This is a genomic window from Amycolatopsis mediterranei (assembly GCF_026017845.1).
In the GTDB taxonomy this organism is placed as follows: domain Bacteria; phylum Actinomycetota; class Actinomycetes; order Mycobacteriales; family Pseudonocardiaceae; genus Amycolatopsis; species Amycolatopsis mediterranei.
Window position 1 is genome coordinate 7,328,646 of the sequence record NZ_CP100416.1, and the last position, 24,459, is coordinate 7,353,104.

Below are 24,459 nucleotides of genomic sequence, written 5' to 3' on the forward strand. Positions count from 1 at the left end.
GCGACTGTCCGGTGCCGAAAGCGCCCCGCCCAGCTGGTGGTGGTGCAACTGGTGGTGGTGTTAGGACGCGGCGGCGGTGCCCGGTGTTCACCGGGCACCGCCCTTTCGCCACCGTTTCGCGGATTTCCGTCACCCGCCGACCGGATAAAGTCGGCCGATGACCTCGACGACGCCCTGGTGGGGAAGCGGCGTGTTCGCCTTGGCCACCGGCCTGCTCACCGCCCTCACGGCCGCGCTGGCGACGCTGCTCCCGAAGCGGGCCGAGCGCCGGATCGAGCAACGCCGGCTCTCCCGCGAGCACAAGGAAAAGCTGTACCCCGACTTCATCGGGTGCGCGTACGAGATCGTGACCGCCCCGCTTTGGGCAACCACCCCGGAGGACCGGCAACGTCACCTCGACCGCCTCGTCGGACGGAGTCACCAGGTCGCGTTCTTCGCCCCGGAACCCCTGGGCCGCGCGGTGTCCGAAGTGGTCCGCGCGGCCACGGAACTCACCGACCTCGCCACGACCATCCGGACGTCGAGCAAACCCGGCCACCAGGGCGCCATCGACCAGCGGTTCGCCCGGGACTACGACGAAGCCCGGGAAAAGCTGCGCACCGCCGTCGCGGCCTTCACCGAGGCCGGCCGGAGTGATCTGGAGATCTTCCCGGCCCGGTGATCCGGACCCGGGGGAACTCGGCGGGAGGGTCGACTCGCCTGCGCGGACGGTCGACACGCGTGACTGGAGGGGCAACTCGCGCAACTGGGGTCGGGTTGCGTGCCTGGGGGGTCGGGTCGGGTGGTTAGGGTCGGGGGATGGAGATGCTGCACCTGCGCTACTTCGTCGCGGTCGCCGAGGAACTGAACTTTTCCGCGGCCGCGCGGAAGCTGCACATGGCCGCCTCCCCGCTCAGCCAGCGGATCAAGGACCTCGAGCACGAACTCGGGCAGCAGCTGTTCGACCGCAGCACCCACCACGTCACGCTCACCGACGCCGGGGCCGCGCTGCTGCCGCTCGCGCGGGACGTTCTCGAGCAGGTCAGCGCCATTCCGTGGAAGCTCGCAGAAGCCACCAAGCCGCAGCGCAGCACCGTCTTCCTCGGCATGCCCGCCGGCGTGCACCCCGATCTGCGGGACCGGGTCAAGGCTCTCGCCGAGCGGGTGAAACAAAGCTACGAGCTCAAACGCTGGCCCGGCACCACCGCCGACCTCGTGCAGGGCGTGCACGACGGGAAGCTCGCGCTCACCCTCGCCCGGCTGCCGGTCGCCGATCCCGCGCTGGAACAGCTGCCCGTGATGAGCGAACGGCTCGGTGCCGTCGTGCCCGCCGACCTGTTCGCCGGCCGGGACTCGGTCAGCCTGGCCGAGCTCGCCGAATTCCCGTACGTCGCCTCACCAGGTGAAATCGTCCCCGCCTATTTCGACCAGCTGGACCACCAATTGAACGAATTGGGTGTCAAGAAACGCATCCGACTGACCAACACCGGTTACGGCGGGACGTCGGAAATCATCTCCAGCGGTGAAGCCTTTTCCATTTCCATGCTCGACGCCAAGAGCCCGATGCACGGCTACCGGCTCGACAACGTCACCGTGCTGCCCTTCACGGATTTCCGCCCCCAGCTGGACACCGGCCTCCTCTGGCGGCGCGACCGCACCGACGGCGACCTGCGCGACCTCGTCGACGCCGCGAAAGAGATCTTCGCCGAACCGCTCAGCAGCTAACAGAATGGTATGACCACCAGAGTCATACCATTGTTCGTATCATGATCATTCCCTTTCATGCCGGACGCGCCTACGTTCGTAAGTAGAGCGAAGCAGCAAGGCGCGAAAGGACGAAAAGATGACGACCGGACCTCTGGACGGCGTGCGCGTGATCGACCTCTCGACCGTGGTCATGGGCCCGTACGCGGCGCAGATCCTCGGCGACCTGGGCGCCGACGTGATCAAGATCGAGTCCCCCGCGGACACCGTGCGGGTGGGCGAGTACCGCACCACGCCGGGCATGACCGCGCTGAACCTCAACGTCAACCGCAACAAGCGCAGCGTGGCCCTCAACCTCAAGGACGAGACCGAGCGCGAGCAGGCCCTCAAGCTGATCGACACGGCCGACGTGCTGATCACCAACATGCGCCCCGGCGCGCTGGCCCGGCTCGGCCTGAACTACGCCGACGTCGCCGCGCGCAACCCGCGGCTGGTCTACGCCCACGCGCAGGGCTTCCGCAGCGACTCCGACCGCGCCGGGAACGCCGCCTACGACGAGACCGTGCAGGCCTCCTCCGGCCTGGTCGACGTGGCCAACCGCGCGCTCGGCGAGCCGGTCTACCTGCCGACGATCATCGGCGACAAGGTCTCGTCGCTGACCATCGCCTACAGCGTGCTCGCCGCGCTGGTGCACCGCGACAAGACCGGCCAGGGCCAGCAGGTCGAGATCCCGATGACCGACACGCTCATCGCGTTCAACCTCGTCGAACACCTCGCCGGGCACACCTACGAGCCGGCCACCGGCCCCACCGGGTTCGCGCTGTCGATGACGAAGGGCCACGCCGCGGTCCGCACCAAGGACGGCCTCGCCTGCGTCATCCCCTACAACCCGCAGAACTTCCGCGACTTCTTCGCCGCGGCCGGGCGCCCCGACCTCGCCGCCGACCCGCGCGTGAACGGCGATGCCATCAACCGGGCCGACAACGAGTGGCTGAGCGAGCAGATCGCGGTGTGCGCCCCGGCGCTGACCACCGAGGAGTGGGCCGAGGTGTGCGCCAAGCACAGCATCCCGATGGCTCCGGCACTGGAACTGGACCACGCCCACGAGGACCCGTACGTCCGCGACGGCCACCTGCTCGACACCGTCGAGCACCCGAGCGAGGGCACCATCCGCACGGTCGGCATCCCGGTGAAGTTCTCCGCGACGCCCGGCTCGATCCGCCGCCTGGCCCCGCTGGCCGGCCAGGACACCGCCGAAGTCCTCGCGGAACTCTGAAAGAAGCAAGTCATGACCGAAGTACGCACCGAACGGATCGGCAGCACCCTGCTGATCACCATCGACCGGCCCCAGGCCCGCAACGCGGTCAACGCCGCGGTCGCGGCCGGGCTGGCCGCCGCCCTCGACGAACTCGAGAGCGACCCCACCCTCCGGGCGGGTGTCCTGACCGGCGCGGAGAACACCTTCAGCGCCGGCATGGACCTCAAGGCCGCACTCAAGGGCGAGTCCCCGGAGATCCGCGGCCGCGGGTTCGGGGGCCTGACCGAAGCCGAGCTGACCAAGCCGCTGATCGCCGCCGTCGAAGGGTTCGCCATGGGCGGCGGGTTCGAACTGGCACTGGGCTGCGACCTGATCGTCGCCGGGGAAACCGCGCAGTTCGGCCTGCCCGAGGTCAAGCGCGGCCTGATCGCCGCGGGCGGCGGCGTGATCCGGCTGCCGAAGCGGATCCCGCACCACCTCGCGATGGAGTTCCTGCTCACCGGCGAGCCCGTCACCGGCCGCCGCGCCGGCGAGCTCGGCCTGGTCAACCGCGTGACCGCCGACGGCGACGCCGCCGCGGTCGCCGTCGGCCTCGCCGAGAAGCTGGCGGAGAACGCACCCCTCGCGCTTGCCGCCGTCAAGAAGATCGTGCGCGGCTCGGAGGCCGAAGCCTTTGCCGTGCAACGCGAAGAGACCAAAAAGCTGATGCAGTCCAACGACGTCCGCGAGGGCATGACCGCCTTCGCCGAGCGCCGCGCTCCGAAGTGGACAGGCGAATGAAGATCGAAGAAGTCCGGCAGCACGTGACGACCCCGCTGACCGCCCCGGCGTTCGCGCCCGTGGTCCCGAGGTTCACCGACCGCGAGTACCTCAACATCGTCTACCGCACCGACGCCGACGCCCTGCGCGCGGTCGTGCCGGAGCCGCTGCAGGTCGAGGAACCGTTGGTGCGCTTCGAAGTCATGAAGATGGGCGACGTCTCCGGCTACGGCCCCTACACCGAGTCCGGCCAGGCGATCGAGGTCAGCTTCGACGGCGAGCGCGGCGAGTACCTGCACGCGATGTACCTCGACAACTTCCCGGCCACCGCGTCCGGGCGTGAGGTCAGCGCCTACCCCAAGACCGCCGGCAGCCCGAAGCTCTATGTCGACAACGGTGTGCTCGTCGGCACGCTGGACTACGGGACGCTGCGGGTCGCCACGGCGACCATGGGCTACAAGCACCACGCCCTGGACGTCCGCGAGGCCGAACGCCAGATCACCGTCCCGACGTTCATGCTCAAGACGATCCCCGGCTACGACGGCGCCCCGCGCGTGCAGGAGCTGGTCCGCACCGAGATCACCGACGTCGTGGTCAAGGAGGCCTACACCGCCCCGGCCCGGCTGCAGCTGTTCCAGCACGTCCTGGCCCCGCTGGCCGACCTGCCGGTGCTGGAGGTCGTTTCCGCGAGTCACATCCGCACCGACCTGACGCTCGCCCCGGTCAAGCCGGTCTTCGACTACCTGAAGGGAGTGCGGTCATGAAGGAATTCCGCACCGCGGCCGTCATCGGCGCCGGCACCATCGGCCTGTCCTGGACGGCACTGTTCGCCGGCCACGGCCTGACCGTCCGGGTGAGCGACCCCCGCCCCGACCTCGCCGACGCGGTCCTGAAGGCTCTCGAGGAGTTCACCCCGCACCTGGCCGCCCGCGGCCTCGACGTCACCGGGCTGGCCGACCGGGTCATCCTCGCCGGCGACGTCGCCGAGGCGGTCCGGGACGCCGACGTCGTGCAGGAGAACGGTCCCGAGAACGTCGAGTTCAAAAAGGACCTGTTCAAGACCCTCCTCGAGGAAGCGCCGAAGCACGCGCTGCTGCTGAGCTCGTCGAGCGCCATCCCGTCGACGGCGTTCACCGGCGACCTGGCCGACGCGAGCCGGGTCCTCATCGGACACCCGTTCAACCCCCCGCACCTGATCCCGCTGGTCGAGGTCGTTCCCGGCGAGCGCACCAGCGAAGAGTCCGTGCGGAGGGCCGTCGGCTTCTACACCTTCCTCGGCCGCACGCCGGTCGTGGAGCGCAAGGAGATCCCCGGCTTCGTCGGCAACCGGCTGCAGAACGCGCTGAGCCGCGAGGCGATCTACCTCGTCGAGCAGGGTGTCGTCACCCCCGAGGACCTCGACAAGGTGATCACGAATTCGCTCGGCATCCGCTGGGCCACGGTCGGGCCGTTCCTCGGCTCGCACCTCGGCGGTGGCCCGGGTGGCTACCGGCACATGGCCGAGCACATCGGCAAGTCCATGAAGAAGATGTGGGCCGGGCTGGGCAACCCCAGCCAGAGCCCCGAAGAGCAGGAACAGCTCATCGAAGCTGTCGAAACGGCTTACGGCTCCTCCACGTACTCGGAACTCGCCGAGACGCGCGACCGCAAGCAGCTCGCAGTGTTGAACGCAGTGGAGGAGAACTGACATGACCATGGAAGCACTCGAAGGCCAGCTGACCGCCGACTTCTACAACTTCGAAACGCTGCTGGGCGACGACGAGCGCAAGCTGCTCGTCAAGGCGCGCGAGTTCATGCGCACCGACGTCAAGCCGCTGGTGAACGAGAACTGGGAAGCCGGCACCTTCCCGAAGGAACTGATCGGGATGTTCCGGGAGTCGGGCCTGGCGGGCCTGCCCTACGAGGGCTACGGCGAGCACAAGCCGGCGGTCAGCCACCTGCTCACCGGCATGATGGCGATGGAGATGAGCCGCACGGACGCTTCGGTGGCGACGTTCTTCGGTGTCCACAACGGACTCGCGATGTACTCGATCGCGAGCGGCGGCAGCCAGGAGCAGCGCGACCGCTGGCTCCCGGAAATGGCCGCGATGGACAAGATCGGCGCGTTCGCGATGACCGAACCGCTCGGCGGCTCCGACGTCGCCGGTGGCATGCGCACCACGGCCAAGCGAGACGGTGACAGCTGGATCCTCAACGGCGCCAAGAAGTGGATCGGCAACGCGACTTTCGCCGACTACGTCGTGGTGTGGGCCCGGGACCTCGACGACAACCACGTCAAGGGGTTCGTCGTCGAGAAGGGCACGCCGGGCTTCGTGGCGGAGAAGATCCAGGGCAAGACGGCGTTCCGGATCGTCGAAAACGCCGAAATCACCCTGACCGACGTCCGCGTTCCGGAAGAGAACCGCCTGCAGGGCATCAACTCCTTCCGCGACGTCGCCGAGATCCTGCGCGCCACCCGCGGCGGTGTGGCCTGGCAGGCGCTGGGCGTGATGATCGGCGCCTACGAGCTCGCGCTGGACTACGCCAAGGAGCGCACGCAGTTCGGCCGGCCGATCGCCCGCTTCCAGCTGGTGCAGGACCTGCTCGTCAAGAGCCTCGGCAACATCACCGCCTCCTGGGGCATGCTGGTGCAGCTCGCCCGCCTGCAGGACGCGGGGATCTTCCAGGACGAGCACTCCTCGCTGGCCAAGGCGTTCGTCACCGCGCGGATGCGCGAGGTCGTCGCCTGGAGCCGGGAGATCTTCGGCGGCAACGGGATCGTGCTCGAGTACGACGTGGCGCGGTTCTTCGCCGACGCCGAGGCGATCTACTCCTTCGAGGGCACGCGCGAGATGAACACCCTGATCGTCGGCAAGGCGATCACCGGACAGAGCGCGTTCGTCTGAGCACTCAGTTCACGCAGCCGGCGGCCGTACTGGTCGCCGGCTGTTTCGCGTCCGAAGTACCCGAAGTAGCCGAAGTGCCCGGCGCCGGTGCCTTCGTGCCGGTGGCGGCCACCGGCTTCACGTCGCCGGTCGTGTCGTCGCCGGCGGCCTGGACCGCGGCGGTGCTGATCGCCGTGCGGACGAACTGCTGGACCTGCGCCGGGTCGACCTTGACCGCGTCACCGTCCGACGGCGTCTGCAGCGACAGGCTCTGCACCGGGATGGTGGCGAAGGCGATCGCCCCCGAGGTCATCCCCCGCAGCTGCTGGGCGAAACTCAGGATGTCCCAGTCCTTGTCCAGCACCACCGAGCCCTGCACCGCGCCGACCAGCGAACTCAGCTTCGCCGGGTCGGTGAACGTGCCCGCGCTCAGCACCTTCTTCGCCATGCCCGACAGGAACGCCTGCTGCCGCGCGATGCGGTCGAGGTCGCCGTTGAGCAGCCCGTGGCGCTGCCGGACGAAGGCGAGCGCCTGCGCCCCGGACAGCGTCTGCGGGCCGGCCGCGAAGTCCGCGCCGGAGTAGGTGTCGTGCACCGGCGCCTTGAGGCAGACCTCGACGCCGCCGACGGCCTGCGACAGCGCGTCGAAGCCCGCGAGGTTGATCGCCGCGTAGTGGTTGATCGTCAGCCCGGTGAACTTCTCCACCGTCTGGATCGCCGTCTTCGCGCCCGCCTCGTTCGCCGCCACCTCCAGCTGCGCGCCGGCGAGCCCGTGGGCGCGCAGCCCGGACATCGCGGCGTTCTTGCCGCGGCTGTACGCCGAGTTGATCTTGTGTTTGCCGTACCCGCCCGCGATGTCCACATAGGAATCGCGCGGGATCGAGATCGCGGTGGCCGCGGCGCCGCCCGCCGGGATGTGGACCACGATCATCGTGTCGGTGGTGTCGCCGCCGTCGTCGCCGCCGCCGGCGTGGAGCGCGTCGAGCACGTTCTGTGGCAACGGGTTGCCGTACGCGTCGGTACGGGCGTCGATCCCGACGAGCAGGAGGTTCTGGGCGACCTTCAGCGGCTCGCCCGGCGGGGTGTCGTCGGTGTCGACCTGCGCCGCCGGCGGGATGACGTCGGCGGTGACGATGCCGTCGTCCAGGGCGCCCAGCTGCGTCCACAGGTAGCCGGTGGCGCCGAGCACCACCGTGGAGACGACGCCGAGCGCGACCCGGCCGCCGATCCGGCGCCCCCGCGTCGACAACAGCACGTCTTTCCCCTTGCTTCCCGCCGATGGTTCCCCTGTTCGAGGATCACCGCGTTAGCTGGGAATCAGCTGAGAAAGTTGTCGGAAAGCTGTGACGCTGCCCGATCGGCCGAGCCGTTTCCGGGCCCTGGGCCGGTTTCGCCACACACGGTAGGGGTGTGTGCACGCCGATGTGCTGTGGCACCGGCCACACCGGCCGACCCTATCGCGTCACCGCGGCAGTTTGCGCCAGATCGCGCGCGGCAGCAGGCGCATCGCGAAGAAGACCGGACGGAGCAGTCCGGGCACCCAGACGACCCCGCGGCCGCGGCGCAGCGCGGCGACCGTCGCCTCGGCCACCTGGTCCGGGGTGCTGGAGAACGGCGCCGGCGTCATGCCTTCGGTCATCCGGCCGATCACGAAGCCGGGGCGGACGAGCAGGAGGTGGACGCCGGAGCCGTGCAGCGCGTCGGCGAGCCCGCACGCGAAGCCGTCGAGGCCGGCTTTGGCCGAGCCGTATACGTAGTTCGCGCGGCGCACCCGCACCCCGGCCACCGAGGAGAACACGACGAGCCGGCCGTGCCCCTGCGCGCGCAGCAGGTTCGCGGCGTGGGTGAGCACGCCGACCTGGGCGACGTAGTCGGTGTGCACGATCGCGGCGGCGTGGGCGCTGTCCTGTTCGGCGCGCGCCTGGTCGCCGAGGACGCCGAAGGCGAGCACGACGGTCTCGAGCGGCCCGTGCTCAGCTGCCACCTTCTCCAGGAAGGGACCGTGCGCGGCGAGGTCGTCGGCGTCGAACTCGGCCGTCTCCACCGCCTCGGCGCCGGCCTCGCCCAGCGCGGCGACCTCCGCGGTCAGGTCCGCCCCCGGCCGTGCGGCCAGCACGAATCGACGCACATCCCCGCTGACCAGGCGTTTCGCCACGGCCAACCCGATTTCGCTGCGTCCGCCCAGTACCAGCACCGTTCCGCTCACCGCCGCATTCTCCCAGCCCGGGTGCGCTAGCGTGCCGGGGTGGGGCACGCACAGGATTTCGAGACGCTCGTCGAACGGCACCGCCGGGAGATCCAGGTGCACTGCTACCGGATGCTCGGTTCGCTGGCCGACGCCGAAGACCTCGCGCAGGAGACGTTCCTGCGCGCGTGGAAGGGCCGCGACGGGTTCGAGGGCCGGGCGAGCGTGCGCACCTGGCTCTACCGGATCGCCACGAACGCGTGCCTCGACGTCCTCGCCCGCCGTCCGCGGCGGGTGCTGCCCGACCAGCTCGGCCCGGCCGGGGAGCCGGCCGGCTCGATCGCGGCCGCCGACCTGCCGTGGCTCGAGCCGTACCCGGACCGGCTGCTCGACGGCGCGGCTCCCGGCGGAACCGACGATCCGGGCGCCGCCGTGGTCGAGCGGGAGACCATCGAGCTCGCCTACCTCGCCGCCGTCCAGTACCTGCCGCCGCGCCAGCGGGCGACGCTGATCCTGCGGGACGTGCTCGGCTGGTCGGCGAAGGAGACGGCGGCGCTGCTGGAGACGAGCGTGGCGTCGGCGAACAGCGCGCTCCAGCGGGCTCGCGCGACGTTGCGTGAGCGGTTGCCCGCGCGGCGTGCAGAGTGGACGGTCGGCGATCCGACGGCCGAGGAAGCGGCGCTGCTCAAGCGGTTCATCGCCGCGTACGAAGCCGGTGACCCGGCCGCGGTCGCCCGGCTGCTGCACGAAGACGCCCAGGCGATCATGCCGCCGTACACGCTGTGGTTCGGCAACCGCGCTTCGATCATCCGGGCGCTTTCGCTGTCGATGGACCCGGCGTCACCGGACTGTGTCGGACGGTTCCGGATGCTGCCCGTGCGCGCCAACCGCCAGCCCGCGGTGGCCACTTACCTGCGACGCCCGAATGAGCACGATCACCGGTGGTTCGGGGTCACCCTCCTCACGATCGAGGGCGGGTCGATCACGGCGATGGCCGCGTTCGAGTCGGTCACGGCGGCGGCGTGGGGCCTGCCGGAGACGTGGCCGGAAGAGCACGATGACCACCGGTCCCCGGGAAAGATGCAAAGCGGCGCATAGATTTCGCGCACAAAGAAAGCCCGGGTGGGCGATTCACGGGGAATCACCCACCCGGGCGCGCACACGACCGGAATCGGTTTTCTTCCGGATTCGGTGCTGGTGCTCGAGGCCGCCGGGAAGAGGTCACCGGGCGGCGGTCAGGCTGCTCGGTGCCGCTGTGGTGCGGTGCGCACCAGCCGGCGTCGTTCGTCCGCGGTGCTGCCGCCGAAGACGCCGTGGTCGAGGCCGTTGTCGAGCGCGTAGCCGAGGCATTCGGCGCGCACGGGGCAGCGCGCGCACACGGCCTTCGCCTGCGCCGTCTGCCGGGCGCCGGGGCCGACCTCGGAGATCGGGAAGAACAGTTCCGGGTCCTCGTCCTTGCAGGCCGCGAGTTCCGCCCAGCCCGTCATCGTGGCTTCCATTTCCTTCGTTCACCTCCTTACTTGTTACTGCTTCCCATTGTTGGGGCGCGTCAACCGACTTAACCCCGGCGGGCGCGCGAGCGTATCCGCCTGGGTCAAGGGGGTTTTGGCTTCGGTCCCCGGCTCACCCTCCGGGCAACCAAGACTGCAACACATGAGAGTACGCCTTTCTTCCGGGGATCTCGATGTCGATCACGTCACCCGATCGGCGACGTGCGCGGGCCGCCGAGGGCCTCGAGCCGGCCGGCGCCGGTCCGCTTCCGCGTTGTCCGCTACGGGTTTCCGGTCGGGAGTGATCGAAACGCGTTCCGCCGAAACCATGTCTGTCGCGCGTCCGGAACCCGCCGTTCGCGGGGCCCGGCGGCGCCGGTCACCGACCGCTCCCACGGGCGTCGTCACCAGCCGTCACCGAGGCAACGCGGTCCATTACTCCTACCGGGCAGTCTTGATCTAATCGTTACACGTAGCGGTCACCTCAGTGCACCTGTCCTTGTGAGGGCGAGGGGTGGTGGGGTTCCGTGTGCGGTCATGACGAGTTCGACGCGTTCTTCCGCGCCGACTTCCCGGCTCTCGTGGCGTTCCTCTGCAAAGCCGGGTTCGAGGTCGAGACGGCCCGCGACGTCGCCGCCGAGGCGATGCTGCACGCGCTGGAGGCGTGGCCGATCGTCGAGGACCCGCGGGCCTGGGTGCGCCGGGTCGCCGGGCGGCTGATCGACGCCGCGGGCGACGTGCGGGCGGACTGGACCCTGGCCGGCGATCCGCGGGACGACGAGGAGCTCGCCGAGCTGGTCGAGCAGCACGCGGGGCTCATCGAGCTGCTCGCCGCCCTCCCGGGCAAGCAGCGGATGGTGCTGGCGTGGTCGCTCGACGGGTTCACGCCCTCGCAGATCGCGGAGGCGCTCCGGATCGCCCCCGCGACCGTCCGCTCCACCCTCCGCCACGTGCGCGAACGCCTCAGGCGACTCCGGGCCACCAGGCCCGGTGACCAGCAGGACAGGAAAAGGTGAAGGAAATGCCGGCAACCGAGTACGGGGATCGGGCGATCACCGAGCAGCTGCGGGAGTCCAACGCCGCCCTGCACGACTCGCTGCGCGCCGGGCTCGACGTCGAGGGCGCCCTGCTGCGCGTGCGCAGCCGGGCCCTGGTCCGGGAGATCGCCGCGACCCCGCCCCCGGAGACGTTCCCCCCGCACTGGCGGCGCCACGACGAGCCGGTCGCCGCCGCGATCGCCGGCGACGAGACCGCGATCGCGCGCCTGCTCGCCACCGTCCGGCCGCTGGTGGTGCGCTACTGCCGGGCCCGCGTCGGCCGGCACGAGCGCTCGTTCACTTCGGCGGACGACGTCGCCCAGGAGGTCTGCCTCGCCGTGCTCACCGCACTGCCGTCCTACCACGACCAGGGGCGCCCGTTCCTGGCGTTCGTCTACGGCATCGCCCAGCACAAGGTGGCCGACGCCCACCGCGCCGCGGCCCGCAACCGCACCGACCCGGTGCCGGAGGTCCCCGACGGCGTCAGCGAGTCCGTCGGCCCGGAGCAGCGTGCGCTGCGGTTCGAGCTGAACGAGCGGCTGGCCCGGCTGCTGGACATCCTGCCCGCGAAGCAGCGGGAGATCGTCGTGCTGCGGGTGGTGGTCGGGCTGTCGGCGGAAGAGACGGCCGCGGCGGTCGGGTCCACGCCCGGGGCGGTGCGCGTGGCCCAGCACCGCGCTTTGGGCCGCCTGCGCCGGCTGCTCACCGGCGAAGAGACTTAGCGCCGGACGCGCTCCAGGACGAATTCCGCGAGTGCCGCCGCCGGGCCTTCCATCGACTCCCGGGCCAGCAGCATGAACTCGATGTCGCCGGGCTCCGGCAGGCCGTCGAGCTCGATCAGGTCGGCCGGGATCAGGCTGCGCGCGTGCAGGGTGACGCCCAGGCCGGCCGCCGCCGCGGCGCGCAGGCCGGTGAGGCTCGACGTCTGGCACGCCGCGCGCCACTCGAGACCGGCCCGCTCGAGGCACTCCACCGCCAGCTGCCGCGTGATCGACGGCATCGGGTACTGCACCAGCGGCACCGGCCGGCCCGGCTCCAGCAGGGTGGCGGCCGACCCGATCCAGACCAGCGGCTCCCGCCAGAGCAACCGGCCGTGGTGCGCGCCCGGGCGGCGTTTGCCCAGCACCAGGTCGAGCTGCCCGGACCGCAGCCGCCGGGTCAGGACGTCCGACAGCTCGACGGTCAGCTCGACGTCCACCAGCGGGTGACTGCGGCGCAGCCGGTGCAGGATCTCCGGCAGCTCGCCCAGCGCGAAGTCCTCGGAGACGCCGAAGCGCACCCGGCCGCGCAGTTCGGCGCCGCGGAAGTGCCGCTCCGCGCGCTCTTCAGTGTCGACGACGGTCTGCGCGAACGCGAGCATCGCCTGCCCGCGCGCGGTGAGCTCGACGGTGTGGGTGTCGCGGGCGAACAGCAGCCCGCCGGAGTCGCGCTCGAGCCGCCGCACGTGCTGGCTGACCGTCGGCTGGCCGACCCCCAGCCGCCGGGCGGCCGCGGTGAAGCTGCGCGTCTCGGCGACGGCGAGGAACGAACGGCACAGGCGGGGGTCCAGCACCGGGCGAGCTTATCGCGATTCGCGATGACAGTCAGTCCGGTCATCGGGGTTCCGAATGAGCGTCGGATCGCCGAAAATGGCCGTGGAAGGAGATCCATGTCCCGGTTACGCCTCGACCCGTTCGTCCTCGCGCTCCTCGCCACCGTCGGCGTCGCCACCCTGCTGCCCGCTTCGGGCGCGGTGGCCGGCGGCTTCGGTGTCGCCACCACGATCGCCGTCGGCCTGCTGTTCTTCCTCTACGGCGCCCGGCTGTCGACCCAGGAAGCCCTCGAAGGGCTGCGGCACTGGCGGCTGCACGCGGTGGTGCTCGCGGCGACGTTCGTCCTGTTCCCGCTGCTCGGCCTGGCGCTGTTCCTGCTGCCGCCGTCGATCCTGCCGGCCCAGCTGGCAGCCGGCGTGCTGTTCCTGGCGGTGCTGCCCTCGACCGTGCAGTCGTCGATCGCGTTCACCTCGATCGCCCGCGGCAACGTCGCGGCGGCGATCTGCAGCGCGTCGCTGTCCAACCTGGCCGGCATCGTGCTGACGCCGCTGCTGGTGGCCCTGCTATTGGCCGGCGACGGCGCGGGCGTCGACGGATCGGCGGTGCTCGGGATCGTGCTGCAGCTGCTCGCGCCGTTCGTGGCGGGCCAGCTGGCGCGCCGCTGGATCGGCGGCTGGATCACGCGCCACGCGGCGCCGCTGAAACTCCTCGACCGCGGCTCGATCCTTTTGGTGGTCTACACGGCGTTCAGCGCGGGCATGACGGAGGGCATCTGGCACCGGCTCGACCTGGGTCACCTCCTGGTGCTGGTTGTGGTGTGCTGCGCACTGCTCGCGACGGTGCTGGCGGCGACCGGCCGGGGCGCGCGCCTGCTGGGCTTCGCCCGCGCGGACCGGATCACGATCGTGTTCTGCGGGTCGAAGAAGAGCCTGGCCAGCGGCCTGCCGATGGCGACGGTGCTGTTCGGGCACGCCCAGGTGGGGCTGATCGTGCTGCCGCTGATGCTGTTCCACCAGATCCAGCTGATCGTCTGCGCCACCCTGGCGCGCCGGTACGCCGCCGAGCAGGAGCTCGTGCCGGCTTGACCGGCGGGCGGGTCATTCCCTTGTGGACGGTGGGCTCGGTGGCCGACCGGGAAAGCGTTCTCCGTCGGCGAAATCCGCGGTTTTCACCCGGCCCGCCAAGGCTTTCCGTCAACGCGGGCGCGGCGAAGGTTTGTTTCCCAGCTCCTCCGCGAAAATGGCATCGACACGCGAGCCCGCGCGCCGCAACGCCCGCGCGACAACGCGGATCAGACCGCCGGCCGCGAACACGAGCAACAGCGTCAAGCCGATGACCCCCGGGTTCGCCACGACGACCTCCCGGTACTCGTGCGCGAGGTACCCCGAACCGGCCCCCGCGGTGAACGCAACCAGCAACGCCAGCCGGGTCGCCCGGTAAGGAGACGAGGTGGCAGAGCCCATTGCTTCCTCCCGCCGTTCCGGTCAGCGGTGACGCCCTTGCAACCTAAACGAGCCTGCGCCGCTCGGCGGCCACTTCAACCTGTTTGGCCTACCGGATCTGCCCGGATGGCCGCTGTGATAACTTGAAGCGAACTGAGTGTTCTGTGCACATGCAAACCTCGGGCCGGTTCGGCGCGCCGAGGCGAGGGGGCGGTAGCTCAGTTGGTTAGAGCAGGGGACTCATAATCCCTTGGCCGCGGGTTCGAGCCCCGCCCGCCCTACACTCGTGAGCCCGGCTCGGCGCTTCGCGCCTCCGCCGGGCTCGCTCGTTTCGTTCCTCCTTCTGGGGGTGCAACCCCCAGACCCCGCCCGGCGGGCTCTGCCCCCGGACCCCCGTCTGGGTTGCTTCGCGCCGTGAACTCCCGTCTGGTTCGCCTCGGGCTGTGCCCCGCGGTCGCGACTCCGCGCAGAACCTTGGGTTGGAGCGCTCCGATTCGCTCTCCCCGCCGTGGTTGCCCCGGGTTCGCACCCTCTTGTTCGCGCCCTGGGCACCCTCGCCGTCACCTTCGGTCCGTGCTGCCGCCGGCCGTTCGGGCCGCGGCCTGTGTGGCGGGCCGCTTCTAATGGCCGTTGTGGTGGGGCATGGGGTGGCCTGGTGGGGATTTGGGGTGCATGTGGAAACGGGCTATCTCCGGGGGGTGGACCACGAACGGGCGCATCATTCCCTCGTCCTCGTGGTCGAGGATGTGGCAGTGGTACATGAACTCGCCCGTTGCCTCCTCGAAACGGCCCGCCACGCGGATCCACTCCCCCGCCCACACGTTGAACGTGTCCTTCCAGCCCTCTTCGTGCCCTTCGATCGCCGGACCGTCGGTGGGAGTGGGTAGCGGGCGGGAGGTGCCGGCCGCCGTCGTGTCGAATGCCGTCAGGTCGGGGAACTTGCGTCTGGTCAGCAACTGGAACCGGGCCAGGTGGATGTGCATCGGATGCGGGGCGCCGCCCAGCTGGATCAGGTTCCACACCACCCAGCGGCCACGGTCGATGAAGATCGTCGTCGCGTCGTCGAACAGGCTCGCCACCCTCCGGAACGTTCGCACGTGCCCCAGCACCGGGTCGGTGAGCTGGATGACGCCCTCCTCCGGGAAGCGCGCCGGCACCTCCGCCGGATCGGTGATCTCCTTCAGCTCCCACATTTCCGGGTGCGGGCGGCCGGCCACCCCCGGCGGGGTCGTCGCCACGAACACCTCGTCGTGAGCCGCCGGCACGTTCACCCCCTCGGCCAGCCGGACGTACGAAGCGGACAGCCGGGCCGGTGGCCGGAACGGATCCGGGCGGCGCCGGCTCTCGACGCGGAACTCCATGATGTCCGGCTCGATCGAGGCCCCCGTGTTGACCAGCCGCAAGCGCTGCCCCGGAAAGCGGCTGAAGTCGATCAGCAGGTCGGCGCGCTCACCCGGGGTCAGGGTCAGCCCGCCCGCCGGCACCGCCGCCGGCCCGGGCAGCAAACCCGCGTCCGTGCCCGCGATCCGGACCGCGTCGTTGTGCACGACGCCCGCCTCGTCGACCAGGTCGAGGCGGAAGAACCGGCCGTTCGCCGTGTTGAGCGCCCGGAAGCGGTACCAGCGCGCGTCCACGTCCAGGTGCGGCCAGATGCCGCCGTTGACGAGCGTGAACGGACCGGTCACCGGCGCCGTCGTGCCGGACCCGGGCAGGTACTGGAACTTGAACAGCAGCCGGCCGGTGAGCGCGCCGGTCGCCGGGTCGGTGTCGAAATTGCGGTCGGCGAGGATCAGCGGGATTTCGTGGTCACCACCGGGCAGCCGCAGCCGGTCCTCCTCGTCGTCGCGGAGCAGGTACAGGCCCGCGAGTCCGGAGTGGACGTTGAAGCGCGTCACGGCCATCGCGTGGTCGTGGTACCAGAGCGCGGTGGCGGCCTGGCGGTTCGGGTACTCGGTGAGCTGCGTCTGCCCCGGCGAAATCCCGTTGTGCGCCCAGCCGTCGTTGCCGGCGTTCGTCAGCGCGCCGTGCAGGTGCACGACGTTCCACGGCGGCAGTTCGGCCACGCCCTCGACCAGCTCCACCCCGGCGGGCAGGCTGCCGTCCGCGGCGCGGTAGCCGGGCCGGTTCGCCGGCGTCGGCACCGCGTACGGTGCCCGCACCGCCACGAGCGGGACCGTGCCGCGCAGTTCGCTGGCCCACGCCACGCGCAGCCGCTTGCCGCTGCGCACCTCGACGGTCGGGCCGGGGAACTGGCCTTCGTAGGTCCACAGCGTGGTTTCCGGCAGCTGGGAGTGCAGCCGCGTCCGCGCGGTGGTCATCGTGATCGTGAGCTCGCCGGCGTTCCGCCGCGAATGCGCCTGGATCACCGGCGGGATCCGCAGCGGGTCGAGGAACTTGGTGAGCCCGAAGTTCGGCGCCGCGGAAGACGCCGGTGGCGTGGTCGCCGCCGACGCCGTCCGCGGAGCACCCGGTCCGAGCAGGTTCACCCCCGCCACGACGCCCGCGGAACCGAGCGCCGCGGCGGCGAGGAACGTGCGCCGGTCGAGCGAGTCGTTCACTTCTCCTACCAGGCAACCGGAAGTTCGGTCAGGACCTGGAATCCCGCGGTGGGGTTGAACGGGATCTCCTCGGCCGGAACCGCGAGCCGCAGGCCGGGCAGGCGCTCGAGCAACGTGCCCAGGGCGATCTCCATCGTGACGCGCGCGAGGTTCTGCCCGAGGCACTGGTGGGCGCCGAACCCGAACGAGACGTGGTCCCGGGCCGTGGCGCGGTGCCAGCCGAGGGTGTCCGGCGCCTCGTGGACGTCCTCGTCGCGGTTGATCAGCGAGGTGATGAAGAAGACGCCGTCGCCCTTGCGGATGGTGGCGCCCTCGACCTCGATGTCGTCGACGGCCAGCCGCGAAACACCGTCCGGAATGGACAGTACGCGCAGCAGCTCGTCCACGGCGATGGGCAGCAACGACGGGTCGGCACGCAGTTCGGCAAGCCGGTCCGGGTTCTGGAGCAGGACGAACGTGCTGAGCGAGATCATCGTCCCGGTGGTGCCGTGGCCGCCGGCCACCTGCAGGACCAGCGTCGAGATCAGCTCTTCGTCCACTTCGCCCTTGGCGCCGCGTTCGGCCAGGAGGTCGTCGAGGACGGTGTCACCGGGGTTCCGCCGCCTCTGCGCGATCAGCTCGCCCATGTAGGCCATGAGCTCGTCGTACGCCCCGTTGGCGTCCGGACCCGCCGCGAGCTGGAAGGACTTCTTCTCGAAGTACTCGTGATCGCTGTCCGGGATGCCCATCAGCCGGTACAGGATGGTCACCGGCACCGGCCCGGCGAACGCGGGGATCAGATCCGCCGGCGGCCCGGCGGCGATCAGCTCGTCCAGCTGCCGGTCGACGATCTCCTGGATCCGCGGGCGCAGGGCGTTGATCCGACGGGTCGTGAAGCTGGGGATCAGCAGCTTGCGCCGGGCGTTGTGCACCGGGCCGTCGACGCCGACCAGCGCGGTGACGATCTTCATCACCTTCTGCTGGACGTCGCTGACGGTGGCGGCGATGCTCGCGAACATCATCGGCCACGCCGGATTGGTGCGGTCACTGGAGATCCGGGGATCGATCAGCAGCCGGCGCGCCACGTCCCGGCTGGTGATGGCCCAGACGCGCCGGCCGTCGTAGAGCGCGACCTGGGCGAGCGGCTTCCGGTCGGCCAGCGGCAGGTAGGCCGGTGCGGGCTGGTAGGGGCAGGTGCGATCCTGCGGGAACACAACGGTCTCGGTCATGCGGGGAACCCTCCGGGCACGGGGAATACCGGCGATCCGCACGGCGAGGAACGGCGTCGGTGCGGCTCGGAGTCGGAACGTTAGTGAAGCGGCGGCCGGGCGCGCATCCTCACACTTGGTATTCCTCGACGTCCCGGCGCACCGGCCCGGCCAGGCCGCGCGCAGCAAAAACCCCGCCGCCACCGGACACTTCCTGCGGAAACCGCTCTCTCAAGTCCGCAATGGACAGTGTGCGCGGTGCGCGGACCCCGCGATGGGTCCACGTACGGGATTGCCCGGTGGCGGCGGGGTGCTGAACGGCCCTAGTAGCGTGTCGCTGCTTAGCTGTGGTGCCTGTGGCTGAGAAGGTGTTGTCCGGCAGGTCCTTCGCCTGCCGGACGAGGATGGTTGTCGTGCCTTCAGAGTTGAAGCGGCCGGTCAGGTTGTCGGCGCGGGATCGTGAGGAGTTGATCCGGCTGACCACCACGGGTGTGCATCCGGCATCGGCGATCAGGCGGGCACGGGTGCTGCTCGCGCTGGACACCTCGGTGGGCGAGCCCGATCCGAAGGAAGTGATCGCGGCCCGGCTCGAGGTTTCGGGTGAGATGCTGCGGCTGGTTGCCAAGCGATTCGCTGAGACCGGCGGCGATGTCCTTGCCACGATCTCGCGCAAGAAGCGTGACCTTCCGCCGGTGCCCTCCCCGGTCACCGGGGAGGTGGAGGCCCGGCTGATCGCCTTGGCGTGCTCGACACCGCCGGCGGGGCATGCCCGGTGGTCGTTGCGGTTGCTGGAGAAACACGTCGAACTCACCGAGGACATCCCCAGCCTGGACCACTCCACCATCGGCCGGGTTCTAAAAAAACGGAACTGCGTCCTCATCTGAGGAAATGCTGGAACATCCCGCCACGGGCGGACGCAGAGTTCGCGGCCCGCATGGAGGACGTATTGGCGGTCTACGCTCGGCCCTACGACCCCGCCCGCCCGGTCGTGTGCATGGACGAGAAACCCTTCCAGCTCCTCGGCCACGTCCGCGACCCGCTTCCGGCCCGGCCGGGCCGCAACGCTTGCCAGGACAGCGAATACGTCCGATGCGGCACCTGTTCGATCTTTGTGTGGGCCGAGCCCCTGCGCGGGTGGCGCCGCGTGCACGCCCTGGCCCAGCGGACCCGGATCGACTGGGCCAGGCAGGTCAAAGAGCTACTGACCGTGGACTACCCCGACGCCGAGACCGTGGTGCTGGTGATGGACAACCTCAACACTCACAGCATTGCCTCGCTCTACGAGGCCTTCGAACCCAGTGAGGCCTTCGCCCTGGCCCAGCGTCTCGAGATCCACCACACCCCCAAACACGGGTCCTGGCTCAACATCGCCGAGATCGAACTCTCCGCACTGGCCCGGCAATGCCTCGACCGCCGCATCAGCGACCTCGACACCCTCAACACCGAACTCGCCGCCTGGCAACACGCCATCAACACCGAGCAACGCCAAGTCCGCTGGCAGTTCACCACCGACGACGCACGCGTCAAACTCCGCCACCTATATCCCAAAAGTTAGGCGCGACACTCTACTAGTCCGTGAAGTCCGCCTTGTGGTCCTCCGCCCACTCGGCGAAGGTGCGCGGGGGCTTGCCCAGGACTTTCTCGACCGTCGGGTCGATCTCCTCGGGCCCGTCGAGCGCTTCCTCGTAGTAGCGGATCCTCGTCTCGATGATGCTCGACGCGTCCCCGCGGCCGACCGTTCCCTCCGCCACCAGCTCTTCGAAGCGCCCACCGATCCGGGCCTGGAAATCGGCCCGGGCGGCGTCGCCGGTGAGGTCCACGAAGTCGAGCTCACGGCCGATCGCCCGGCCGATCAGGGCGAGCTGCTCGGCCTGGGTGATGCTCTCGCCCCCGGTGATGCCGTACTTCGCGCCGGCGTGGCCGTCCTGCAGCAGCGCGCACGTGCTCACTTCCGCGATGTCCCGTTCGTGGATCGAGGACAGGTAGGAGTGGGCGTAGAGGATCGGCACCGGCTCGCCCTTCTTGACGAACCCGGCCCACTGCAGGGAGTTCGCGGCGAACGCACCCGGCCGGACGAACGTCCACGCCAGCCCGGACCGCTCGATCGCCGCCTCTTCGGCCAGGTGCCACCGCGCGATCCAGTGGTCCGGATCGCGCCCGGCGGCGGCCAGCGACGACAGCAGGACGACGTGCCCGACGCCGGCGGCCTTCGCGGCTTCCAGCACCCCTTCGATTCCGGACGGCTGGGTGTACAGGAAGAGTTTCTCCACGCCCCGCAGGGCTTGCTCGAACGTCTCGGGCTCATTGAGGTCCGCCCGGCGGACGTCGACCTCGGGCGGCAGGTCGAGCGCGTCCGGGTTGCGCGAGGTCGCGCGGACATCGGCCCCCGCCCGCACCAACAGGTCTACGACGTTTCGGCCGACGTTGCCGGTCGCGCCGGTCACCAGGATCGTCATGATTTCCCCAGGTAGCTTGGCTTGCACGGGCTCGGTGCCCACGGGTGCGTCCATTGTGGACGTTGTCGGGCTTGCCTCCGGTGAGCAAGTATCAGCCAGCCGTGCGAGCCCGTCAACCGGCCCCGGCTGCCGCGCTGGTCAGCGTGCGCGGTCGTAGACCATCGCCGTCTCCCCCAGCTCGCCGGTTTCGTGGTGGCTGAGCCGCCACTTCGAGGACGGCAGGCCGTCGTCGAACAGCCGGGGGCCGCCGCCCGCGATTTCCGGGCAGACCATGAGGTACAGCCGGTCGAGCAGGTCCGCCGCGAGCAGCGGTTTGATGACGCTCGCGCTGCTGTTGACCAGGATGTCGCCCCCATCCGTGGTCTTCAGCTCGGCGACGACGTCCGCGGCCGGCGCGTTCACCAGCCGGGTGCGCTCCCACGGGGCATCGGCCAACGTCGTCGAGAAGACGACCTTTTCCGCGTCCACCAGCCATTGCGCGTAGCCGCGGTCGCGCGGGTCGGCGTGCTCGTCGGCGGCGACCGTGGGCCAGAACCCCAGGAAGCCCTCCGCGTTGCGGCGGCCGAGGACCGCCGTCGTCGCGCCCTCCCAGATCCGGCTCAGGTGGCGCCGCGCGGCTTCCGTCGTGGCGTACGGAAGGATCGCGGCCATGTCGGCGGGCCCGGCGGGGCCGTGGTAGCGCCCGTCGAGGGTGAGGCTCAGGTTCGCGCTCACCCGGCGGCCGCTCGGCTCGGTCATGGTTCAGGCCTTTCGTCCGGAGAGCACGGCGGTGAGGTGGTCGAGCACCTGGCGCCAGCCGGTTTCGATCCCGGCGATGAAGGGGACGGCGCCGACGGTCGTCGCGGTGATGCGCAGGCCCAGCCGCAGCCGGGTGCCGGCCGCGTCCGGGTGGAGCTCGAGGTCGTAGTGGCCGGCGAAGGAGGCGGGCCCGGTCACCGCGAGGTCGAAGCCGAGGTGGCCGGGCTCGTCGGCGACGCGCACCCGGCCTTCGGCGTGGTACTCGCCGTCGGCGTCGCGGTGGCCGAGCACGACCCGGCCCCCCGGCCGCGGCTCGAGGGTGCACGCGGTGACCGTCATCGACGGGGGCACCCACCAGGACGCGAGCAGGTTCGGGTCCGTCCAGTGCCGCCAGACGGCATCGGCCGGCGCGGGCAGCAGGCGGTCGAACGTGAACGTGCGCCCGTCCGCCCACCGGTCCCGGTCCGCGGCCGCCGCGTCCGCCTCGATGGCCGCGCGGTATCGCGCGACGGCGGCCCGCTCGCCGGCGTGCGCCTCGGTGGCACCGGCCAGTTCCCGCAGGCGCCCGGCGAGTGCTTCCAGGGGGCCGGCCTCGAGGGCGTGGACGCGCCGCCGGCCGAGCGGGAAGACGGTGACCAGGCCGGCGCGGGCCAGGGTCTGCAGATGCTTGGTGGTCTGCGGCTGCCGGAGCCCGGTCAGTTCGGCCAGCTCACCGACCGAGCGGGGGCGCTCGGCGAGGAGTTCGACGATGCGCCACCGCGCGGCGTCGCCCAGTGCTGCGGCGATCCGGTCCATGGACCCAGTATTCACACAGCAGAATATTCACATCAAGGAATATCTCCGCCGGGCAGCCAGCGCAGCCCGTGGGCGTACCCCAGCTGCGGCGCGGCGAACTCCTGCGCCACCTCGTCCGCGCCGTCCAGCGGCAGCAGCTCGCCCGGCTGGGGCGGATCGGCGAGCACCGAGGGCGGGACGCGGTCCAGCCGCCACACCACCCGCGGCGGCCGCCGCGGGTGGAACCGGACGCGCACCTCGAACGACTCGCACGTCACCAGCGGCACGAACACGTACGACGGGCGGATCGGGAGGCCGTCCCGGATCCGGTACACCAGCGAATACGTGTGGGTGTCGCCGCGGTCCAAGGCGCGCGGCAGGTCGAGCAGCCAGCGGAAGTGCCGCTGGCCCTCCCGGGTGCCGGCGCTGATCCGGACGCCGTGCCGGGCGTCCGCGACGACCTCGCGCTCGCCGTCCCGGCCGTCCTCGGTGCGGGGCACCGTGAACTGCGCGGCGATCCGGCCGAGCGTGTCGCGGGTGGCCACGATCAGCCGTTCCTCGGTCACCTCCGGCTCGGCGGTGTCGAGCCGGACGAGCACCTTGAGCCGCTTCACGAACCAGCCCTCGTTCGGATCGGGCACGCCGTCGCCCGGCCGCGTGCCGGCCTCGATCTCCGCGGCGAGCCGGACGAACGACCGGTCGACGCGGCGCCGGGCCGTGCGCTCCGAAACGCGCAGCTGATCCGCGAGCACCCCGATCCGGTCGCTCAGCAGGGCGTGCTGCGCGCCGGGGGCGATGCCCAGTGCGACGTTCACCGCCAACCGGTCGTCGGCCGGGAATTCCGCGATCGCGGCCGAAATCGCTTCGCGCAGAACGCGGCGCGCATCGCGATCGCTCGTCGTCCGGTGGATTTCGCACCAGCCGGAAACGAGCGGCCCGAGCCGGCTGCGCAGCCGGTCGGCTTCCAATCCCCAGCCGCGCCGCAACGTGGTGAGTTCCCGGAGCAGCCCGTCCTCGTGTGCCATGGGATTTCCAGTGAACCTTGTTCAGCCGTCGGCCGGCGCGAGGTCAGCGCAGGCCAGAAAGTTGCGAAACGTAGCGCCATCCTAACCAGAACAAGGTTCATTGTGACACGCGCACTTCGCGGCGATCGGCGGCACCGGCTGCGCCGATCAGGTGGTTCCGCGGTGCCAGGCATTGGCCAGTTCCGCGCGATTTCGGCCTGCGCGCGGCCTTTTCCGCCTCCGCGGCTGCCCGACCATTTCCCCGTCGGCTTTCCGTCGGCATCGGGGAGGATGGGTGCTCGACACTATCGGCCCGGCCGATGTCGCCGGCGTCCGGCGGCTGGCCCGCGACGGCCTGCTCGCCGGCTCGGCGGCGGCCGCACGGCCCCGCGCCCTCGCCCGCTTGCGCGGCGGGGTCTACACGGTGGCGTGGCCGCTGGTCTTCACGCGGATCACCAAGCCGCTGGAACACCGGCGCCGGCACGCGGACTGCGCCCGCGGGCTCGAATGGCTGCGGCCGGACTGCCTCGACCGCTTCCACGACGACGTGGAGGCGGTGGTGGACCACACCCTGCGGCGCGCGACGAGCCCGATCGAGAACCTCGAGGGCTGGCTGGCGACCCGCCTGACCCCGGCCACGGTCGACGCGCACCGGCGTCGCCGCGGCGAAATCGGGGCATTGCAGCGGCCGCGCCTGCCGGCGTGGCTGACCGGCGCGCTCGGCGGCGATCCGTGGCTGTGCGACCTGGCGGTGCAGATCCTGGTCTGGGTGGGAGTGCCGGCCACGGCGGGCGCCGAGCTGTGGCCCCTGGACGGCTGGGCGGCGCGGCGCGCCGAGGTCACGGGCGAGCCGCCGGCCACCCGCGACACCCTCGACCGCGAGGTCGGCCGGGTCCTGGCCGCCATGCGCACCCGGCCGGCGTGGCACGCGCAGCACGTCGAGCGCCCGCTGGGGCATAAGCAGGCACCGGTCGCCCCGATGCCCGCGGAGTTCCCGGCGCTGGAACTGGTCGGCGAGCACGAGCTGGCGGACGCCCGCCTCGTGAGCCTGGCCGAGCAGGCCCTGCGGGCCATCGAGACCCGGCTGAACCGGGGAGAAGCCCCCGCTGAAGTGGTGACGACGGTGGTCAGGAAGCTGTTCGGCGAGCGCACCCCGGACACCACCGCCCGCGACGACTGGCTGGCGACGGCACTGGCCGACCAGGAGCGGCTGGCGGAGATCGTGACCACGGTCCTGGCGATCCTCGACCGCTGAGCGGCGGCAGCTCCGCGCGGCCGAGCAGCGCCCCGCGGCCGAGCAGCCCACGCGGGGCCGAGCAGCCCGCCGCGCTCAAGCAGCCCACGCGCGGCCAACCAACCCCCGCGGCCGGGCAACCACGGGCAGCCAGCAGCCCGCCGCGCTCGAGCAGCCCCGCGCAGCCAACCAACCCCCGCGCGGCGGAGCGGCCCCGCGCCCGAGCAGCGCCGCGCGGCCGAGCAGCCCCGCGCCCGC

At 70.9% G+C, this 24,459-nt stretch carries 25 protein-coding genes and 1 tRNA gene; 15 read left to right on the top strand and 11 right to left on the bottom strand.

Going from position 1 to position 24,459, the window contains the following annotated elements; all coding sequences use genetic code 11:
* The first annotated feature begins 157 nt into the window (after window positions 1–157).
* From ISP_RS32645 to ISP_RS32675, 7 genes are all read left to right on the top strand, one after another.
* Window positions 158–661 carry a hypothetical protein gene (locus ISP_RS32645; protein ID WP_013228147.1) on the top strand — a complete coding sequence of 168 codons (504 nt, stop codon included), beginning with the start codon at window positions 158–160 and terminating at the stop codon, window positions 659–661.
* A gap of 137 nt (window positions 662–798) precedes the next feature.
* Complete coding sequence (locus ISP_RS32650; protein WP_013228148.1) at window positions 799–1,704, top strand: LysR family transcriptional regulator; 906 nt, start codon at window positions 799–801, stop codon at window positions 1,702–1,704.
* Window positions 1,705–1,822: 118 nt separating this feature from the next.
* Window positions 1,823–2,959 (top strand): CaiB/BaiF CoA transferase family protein, encoded by a 1,137-nt coding sequence (locus ISP_RS32655; RefSeq protein ID WP_013228149.1) that lies wholly within the window; start codon window positions 1,823–1,825, stop codon window positions 2,957–2,959.
* 12 nt (window positions 2,960–2,971) lie between these two features.
* Window positions 2,972–3,721, top strand: a complete 750-nt coding sequence (locus tag ISP_RS32660; protein WP_013228150.1) for a crotonase/enoyl-CoA hydratase family protein — start codon at window positions 2,972–2,974, stop codon at window positions 3,719–3,721.
* Window positions 3,718–4,464 (top strand): acetoacetate decarboxylase, encoded by a 747-nt coding sequence (locus ISP_RS32665; protein WP_013228151.1) that lies wholly within the window; start codon window positions 3,718–3,720, stop codon window positions 4,462–4,464. Before ISP_RS32660 ends, ISP_RS32665 begins: the two co-directional genes overlap by 4 nt.
* Window positions 4,461–5,387 carry a 3-hydroxyacyl-CoA dehydrogenase NAD-binding domain-containing protein gene (locus ISP_RS32670; RefSeq protein WP_013228152.1) on the top strand — a complete coding sequence of 309 codons (927 nt, stop codon included), beginning with the start codon at window positions 4,461–4,463 and terminating at the stop codon, window positions 5,385–5,387. The genes ISP_RS32665 and ISP_RS32670 overlap by 4 nt, the downstream gene beginning before the upstream one ends.
* 1 nt (window position 5,388) lies before the next feature.
* Window positions 5,389–6,585 carry an acyl-CoA dehydrogenase family protein gene (locus tag ISP_RS32675; RefSeq protein ID WP_013228153.1) on the top strand — a complete coding sequence of 399 codons (1,197 nt, stop codon included), beginning with the start codon at window positions 5,389–5,391 and terminating at the stop codon, window positions 6,583–6,585.
* A gap of 4 nt (window positions 6,586–6,589) precedes the next feature.
* Here ISP_RS32675 and ISP_RS32680 read toward each other — a convergent pair whose 3' ends face one another.
* Together ISP_RS32680 and ISP_RS32685 are read right to left on the bottom strand one after the other, a co-directional pair.
* On the bottom strand, window positions 6,590–7,819 hold the full coding sequence (locus tag ISP_RS32680) for an LCP family protein (RefSeq protein ID WP_013228154.1): 1,230 nt from the start codon (window positions 7,817–7,819) through the stop codon (window positions 6,590–6,592).
* 207 nt (window positions 7,820–8,026) lie between these two features.
* Window positions 8,027–8,770 carry an SDR family NAD(P)-dependent oxidoreductase gene (locus ISP_RS32685; protein WP_013228155.1) on the bottom strand — a complete coding sequence of 248 codons (744 nt, stop codon included), beginning with the start codon at window positions 8,768–8,770 and terminating at the stop codon, window positions 8,027–8,029.
* Between the two features lie 39 nt (window positions 8,771–8,809).
* Between ISP_RS32685 and ISP_RS32690 the strand changes: the two genes are divergently transcribed.
* The gene (locus ISP_RS32690; RefSeq protein WP_013228156.1) at window positions 8,810–9,847 is read left to right on the top strand and encodes a sigma-70 family RNA polymerase sigma factor; all 1,038 of its coding nucleotides are present in this window, start codon (window positions 8,810–8,812) and stop codon (window positions 9,845–9,847) included.
* Between the two features lie 137 nt (window positions 9,848–9,984).
* Here the strand turns inward: ISP_RS32690 and ISP_RS32695 are convergent, their stop codons facing one another.
* Entirely contained in the window at window positions 9,985–10,248 is a 264-nt protein-coding gene (locus ISP_RS32695; protein WP_013228157.1) for a WhiB family transcriptional regulator, read from the bottom strand.
* Between the two features lie 518 nt (window positions 10,249–10,766).
* Here ISP_RS32695 and ISP_RS32700 point away from each other — a divergent pair.
* Both ISP_RS32700 and ISP_RS32705 read left to right on the top strand, forming a co-directional pair.
* Window positions 10,767–11,255, top strand: a complete 489-nt coding sequence (locus ISP_RS32700; RefSeq protein WP_013228158.1) for an RNA polymerase sigma factor — start codon at window positions 10,767–10,769, stop codon at window positions 11,253–11,255.
* Between the two features lie 146 nt (window positions 11,256–11,401).
* Window positions 11,402–11,998, top strand: coding sequence for a sigma-70 family RNA polymerase sigma factor (locus ISP_RS32705; RefSeq protein WP_049878264.1), 597 nt, complete (start codon window positions 11,402–11,404; stop codon window positions 11,996–11,998).
* On the opposite strand, the gene ISP_RS32710 is transcribed toward ISP_RS32705, so the two are convergent.
* Complete coding sequence (locus ISP_RS32710) at window positions 11,995–12,828, bottom strand: LysR family transcriptional regulator (protein ID WP_013228160.1); 834 nt, start codon at window positions 12,826–12,828, stop codon at window positions 11,995–11,997. The two genes, ISP_RS32705 and ISP_RS32710, sit on opposite strands and share 4 nt — an antisense overlap.
* A gap of 96 nt (window positions 12,829–12,924) precedes the next feature.
* Between ISP_RS32710 and ISP_RS32715 the strand changes: the two genes are divergently transcribed.
* Window positions 12,925–13,893: a bile acid:sodium symporter family protein gene (locus ISP_RS32715; RefSeq protein WP_013228161.1), complete on the top strand. Its 969-nt coding sequence runs from the start codon at window positions 12,925–12,927 to the stop codon at window positions 13,891–13,893.
* A 108-nt stretch (window positions 13,894–14,001) separates the two neighbouring features.
* Here ISP_RS32715 and ISP_RS32720 read toward each other — a convergent pair whose 3' ends face one another.
* Window positions 14,002–14,271: a hypothetical protein gene (locus tag ISP_RS32720; RefSeq protein WP_013228162.1), complete on the bottom strand. Its 270-nt coding sequence runs from the start codon at window positions 14,269–14,271 to the stop codon at window positions 14,002–14,004.
* Between the two features lie 186 nt (window positions 14,272–14,457).
* Between ISP_RS32720 and ISP_RS32725 the strand changes: the two genes are divergently transcribed.
* Window positions 14,458–14,531: transfer RNA gene (locus tag ISP_RS32725), tRNA-Ile, on the top strand.
* Between the two features lie 339 nt (window positions 14,532–14,870).
* Here the strand turns inward: ISP_RS32725 and ISP_RS32730 are convergent.
* Both ISP_RS32730 and ISP_RS32735 read right to left on the bottom strand, forming a co-directional pair.
* The gene (locus ISP_RS32730; RefSeq protein ID WP_013228163.1) at window positions 14,871–16,808 is read right to left on the bottom strand and encodes a multicopper oxidase family protein; all 1,938 of its coding nucleotides are present in this window, start codon (window positions 16,806–16,808) and stop codon (window positions 14,871–14,873) included.
* Window positions 16,809–16,813: 5 nt separating this feature from the next.
* Window positions 16,814–18,016 (bottom strand): cytochrome P450, encoded by a 1,203-nt coding sequence (locus ISP_RS32735; protein WP_013228164.1) that lies wholly within the window; start codon window positions 18,014–18,016, stop codon window positions 16,814–16,816.
* A gap of 383 nt (window positions 18,017–18,399) precedes the next feature.
* Here ISP_RS32735 and ISP_RS32740 point away from each other — a divergent pair, with 383 nt between their 5' ends.
* A complete protein-coding gene (locus ISP_RS32740) occupies window positions 18,400–18,879 on the top strand; it encodes a helix-turn-helix domain-containing protein (RefSeq protein WP_230468964.1) in 480 nt (159 codons plus the stop codon).
* A complete protein-coding gene (locus ISP_RS32745; protein WP_230468965.1) occupies window positions 18,768–19,550 on the top strand; it encodes an IS630 family transposase in 783 nt (260 codons plus the stop codon). The genes ISP_RS32740 and ISP_RS32745 overlap by 112 nt, the downstream gene beginning before the upstream one ends.
* Window positions 19,551–19,563: 13 nt before the next feature.
* Here the strand turns inward: ISP_RS32745 and ISP_RS32750 are convergent, their stop codons facing one another.
* The 4 genes from ISP_RS32750 to ISP_RS32765 form a co-directional block, all read right to left on the bottom strand.
* Window positions 19,564–20,451 (bottom strand): NAD(P)H-binding protein, encoded by an 888-nt coding sequence (locus ISP_RS32750; protein WP_013228167.1) that lies wholly within the window; start codon window positions 20,449–20,451, stop codon window positions 19,564–19,566.
* Between the two features lie 138 nt (window positions 20,452–20,589).
* Complete coding sequence (locus ISP_RS32755) at window positions 20,590–21,189, bottom strand: dihydrofolate reductase family protein (protein ID WP_013228168.1); 600 nt, start codon at window positions 21,187–21,189, stop codon at window positions 20,590–20,592.
* Between the two features lie 3 nt (window positions 21,190–21,192).
* A complete protein-coding gene (locus ISP_RS32760) occupies window positions 21,193–21,984 on the bottom strand; it encodes a metalloregulator ArsR/SmtB family transcription factor (RefSeq protein WP_013228169.1) in 792 nt (263 codons plus the stop codon).
* Between the two features lie 32 nt (window positions 21,985–22,016).
* A complete protein-coding gene (locus ISP_RS32765) occupies window positions 22,017–22,988 on the bottom strand; it encodes a hypothetical protein (protein WP_013228170.1) in 972 nt (323 codons plus the stop codon).
* A 274-nt stretch (window positions 22,989–23,262) separates the two neighbouring features.
* On the opposite strand from ISP_RS32765, the gene ISP_RS32770 reads away from it, so the two are divergent.
* Entirely contained in the window at window positions 23,263–24,222 is a 960-nt protein-coding gene (locus ISP_RS32770) for a hypothetical protein (protein ID WP_013228171.1), read from the top strand.
* Window positions 24,223–24,459 lie beyond the last annotated feature (237 nt).

Bases quoted from the DNA above. Each gene is read 5' to 3' on its own strand.
- ISP_RS32645 (WP_013228147.1), top strand. From the start codon at position 158: ATGACCTCGACGACGCCCTGGTGGGGAAGCGGCGTGTTCGCCTTGGCC.
- ISP_RS32650 (WP_013228148.1), top strand. From the start codon at position 799: ATGGAGATGCTGCACCTGCGCTACTTCGTCGCGGTCGCCGAGGAACTG.
- ISP_RS32655 (WP_013228149.1), top strand. From the start codon at position 1,823: ATGACGACCGGACCTCTGGACGGCGTGCGCGTGATCGACCTCTCGACC.
- ISP_RS32660 (WP_013228150.1), top strand. From the start codon at position 2,972: ATGACCGAAGTACGCACCGAACGGATCGGCAGCACCCTGCTGATCACC.
- ISP_RS32665 (WP_013228151.1), top strand. From the start codon at position 3,718: ATGAAGATCGAAGAAGTCCGGCAGCACGTGACGACCCCGCTGACCGCC.
- ISP_RS32670 (WP_013228152.1), top strand. From the start codon at position 4,461: ATGAAGGAATTCCGCACCGCGGCCGTCATCGGCGCCGGCACCATCGGC.
- ISP_RS32675 (WP_013228153.1), top strand. From the start codon at position 5,389: ATGACCATGGAAGCACTCGAAGGCCAGCTGACCGCCGACTTCTACAAC.
- ISP_RS32695 (WP_013228157.1), bottom strand. From the start codon at position 10,248: ATGGAAGCCACGATGACGGGCTGGGCGGAACTCGCGGCCTGCAAGGAC.
- ISP_RS32715 (WP_013228161.1), top strand. From the start codon at position 12,925: ATGTCCCGGTTACGCCTCGACCCGTTCGTCCTCGCGCTCCTCGCCACC.
- ISP_RS32720 (WP_013228162.1), bottom strand. From the start codon at position 14,271: ATGGGCTCTGCCACCTCGTCTCCTTACCGGGCGACCCGGCTGGCGTTG.
- ISP_RS32735 (WP_013228164.1), bottom strand. From the start codon at position 18,016: ATGACCGAGACCGTTGTGTTCCCGCAGGATCGCACCTGCCCCTACCAG.
- ISP_RS32740 (WP_230468964.1), top strand. From the start codon at position 18,400: ATGGTTGTCGTGCCTTCAGAGTTGAAGCGGCCGGTCAGGTTGTCGGCG.
- ISP_RS32750 (WP_013228167.1), bottom strand. From the start codon at position 20,451: ATGACGATCCTGGTGACCGGCGCGACCGGCAACGTCGGCCGAAACGTC.
- ISP_RS32755 (WP_013228168.1), bottom strand. From the start codon at position 21,189: ATGACCGAGCCGAGCGGCCGCCGGGTGAGCGCGAACCTGAGCCTCACC.
- ISP_RS32760 (WP_013228169.1), bottom strand. From the start codon at position 21,984: ATGGACCGGATCGCCGCAGCACTGGGCGACGCCGCGCGGTGGCGCATC.
- ISP_RS32765 (WP_013228170.1), bottom strand. From the start codon at position 22,988: ATGGCACACGAGGACGGGCTGCTCCGGGAACTCACCACGTTGCGGCGC.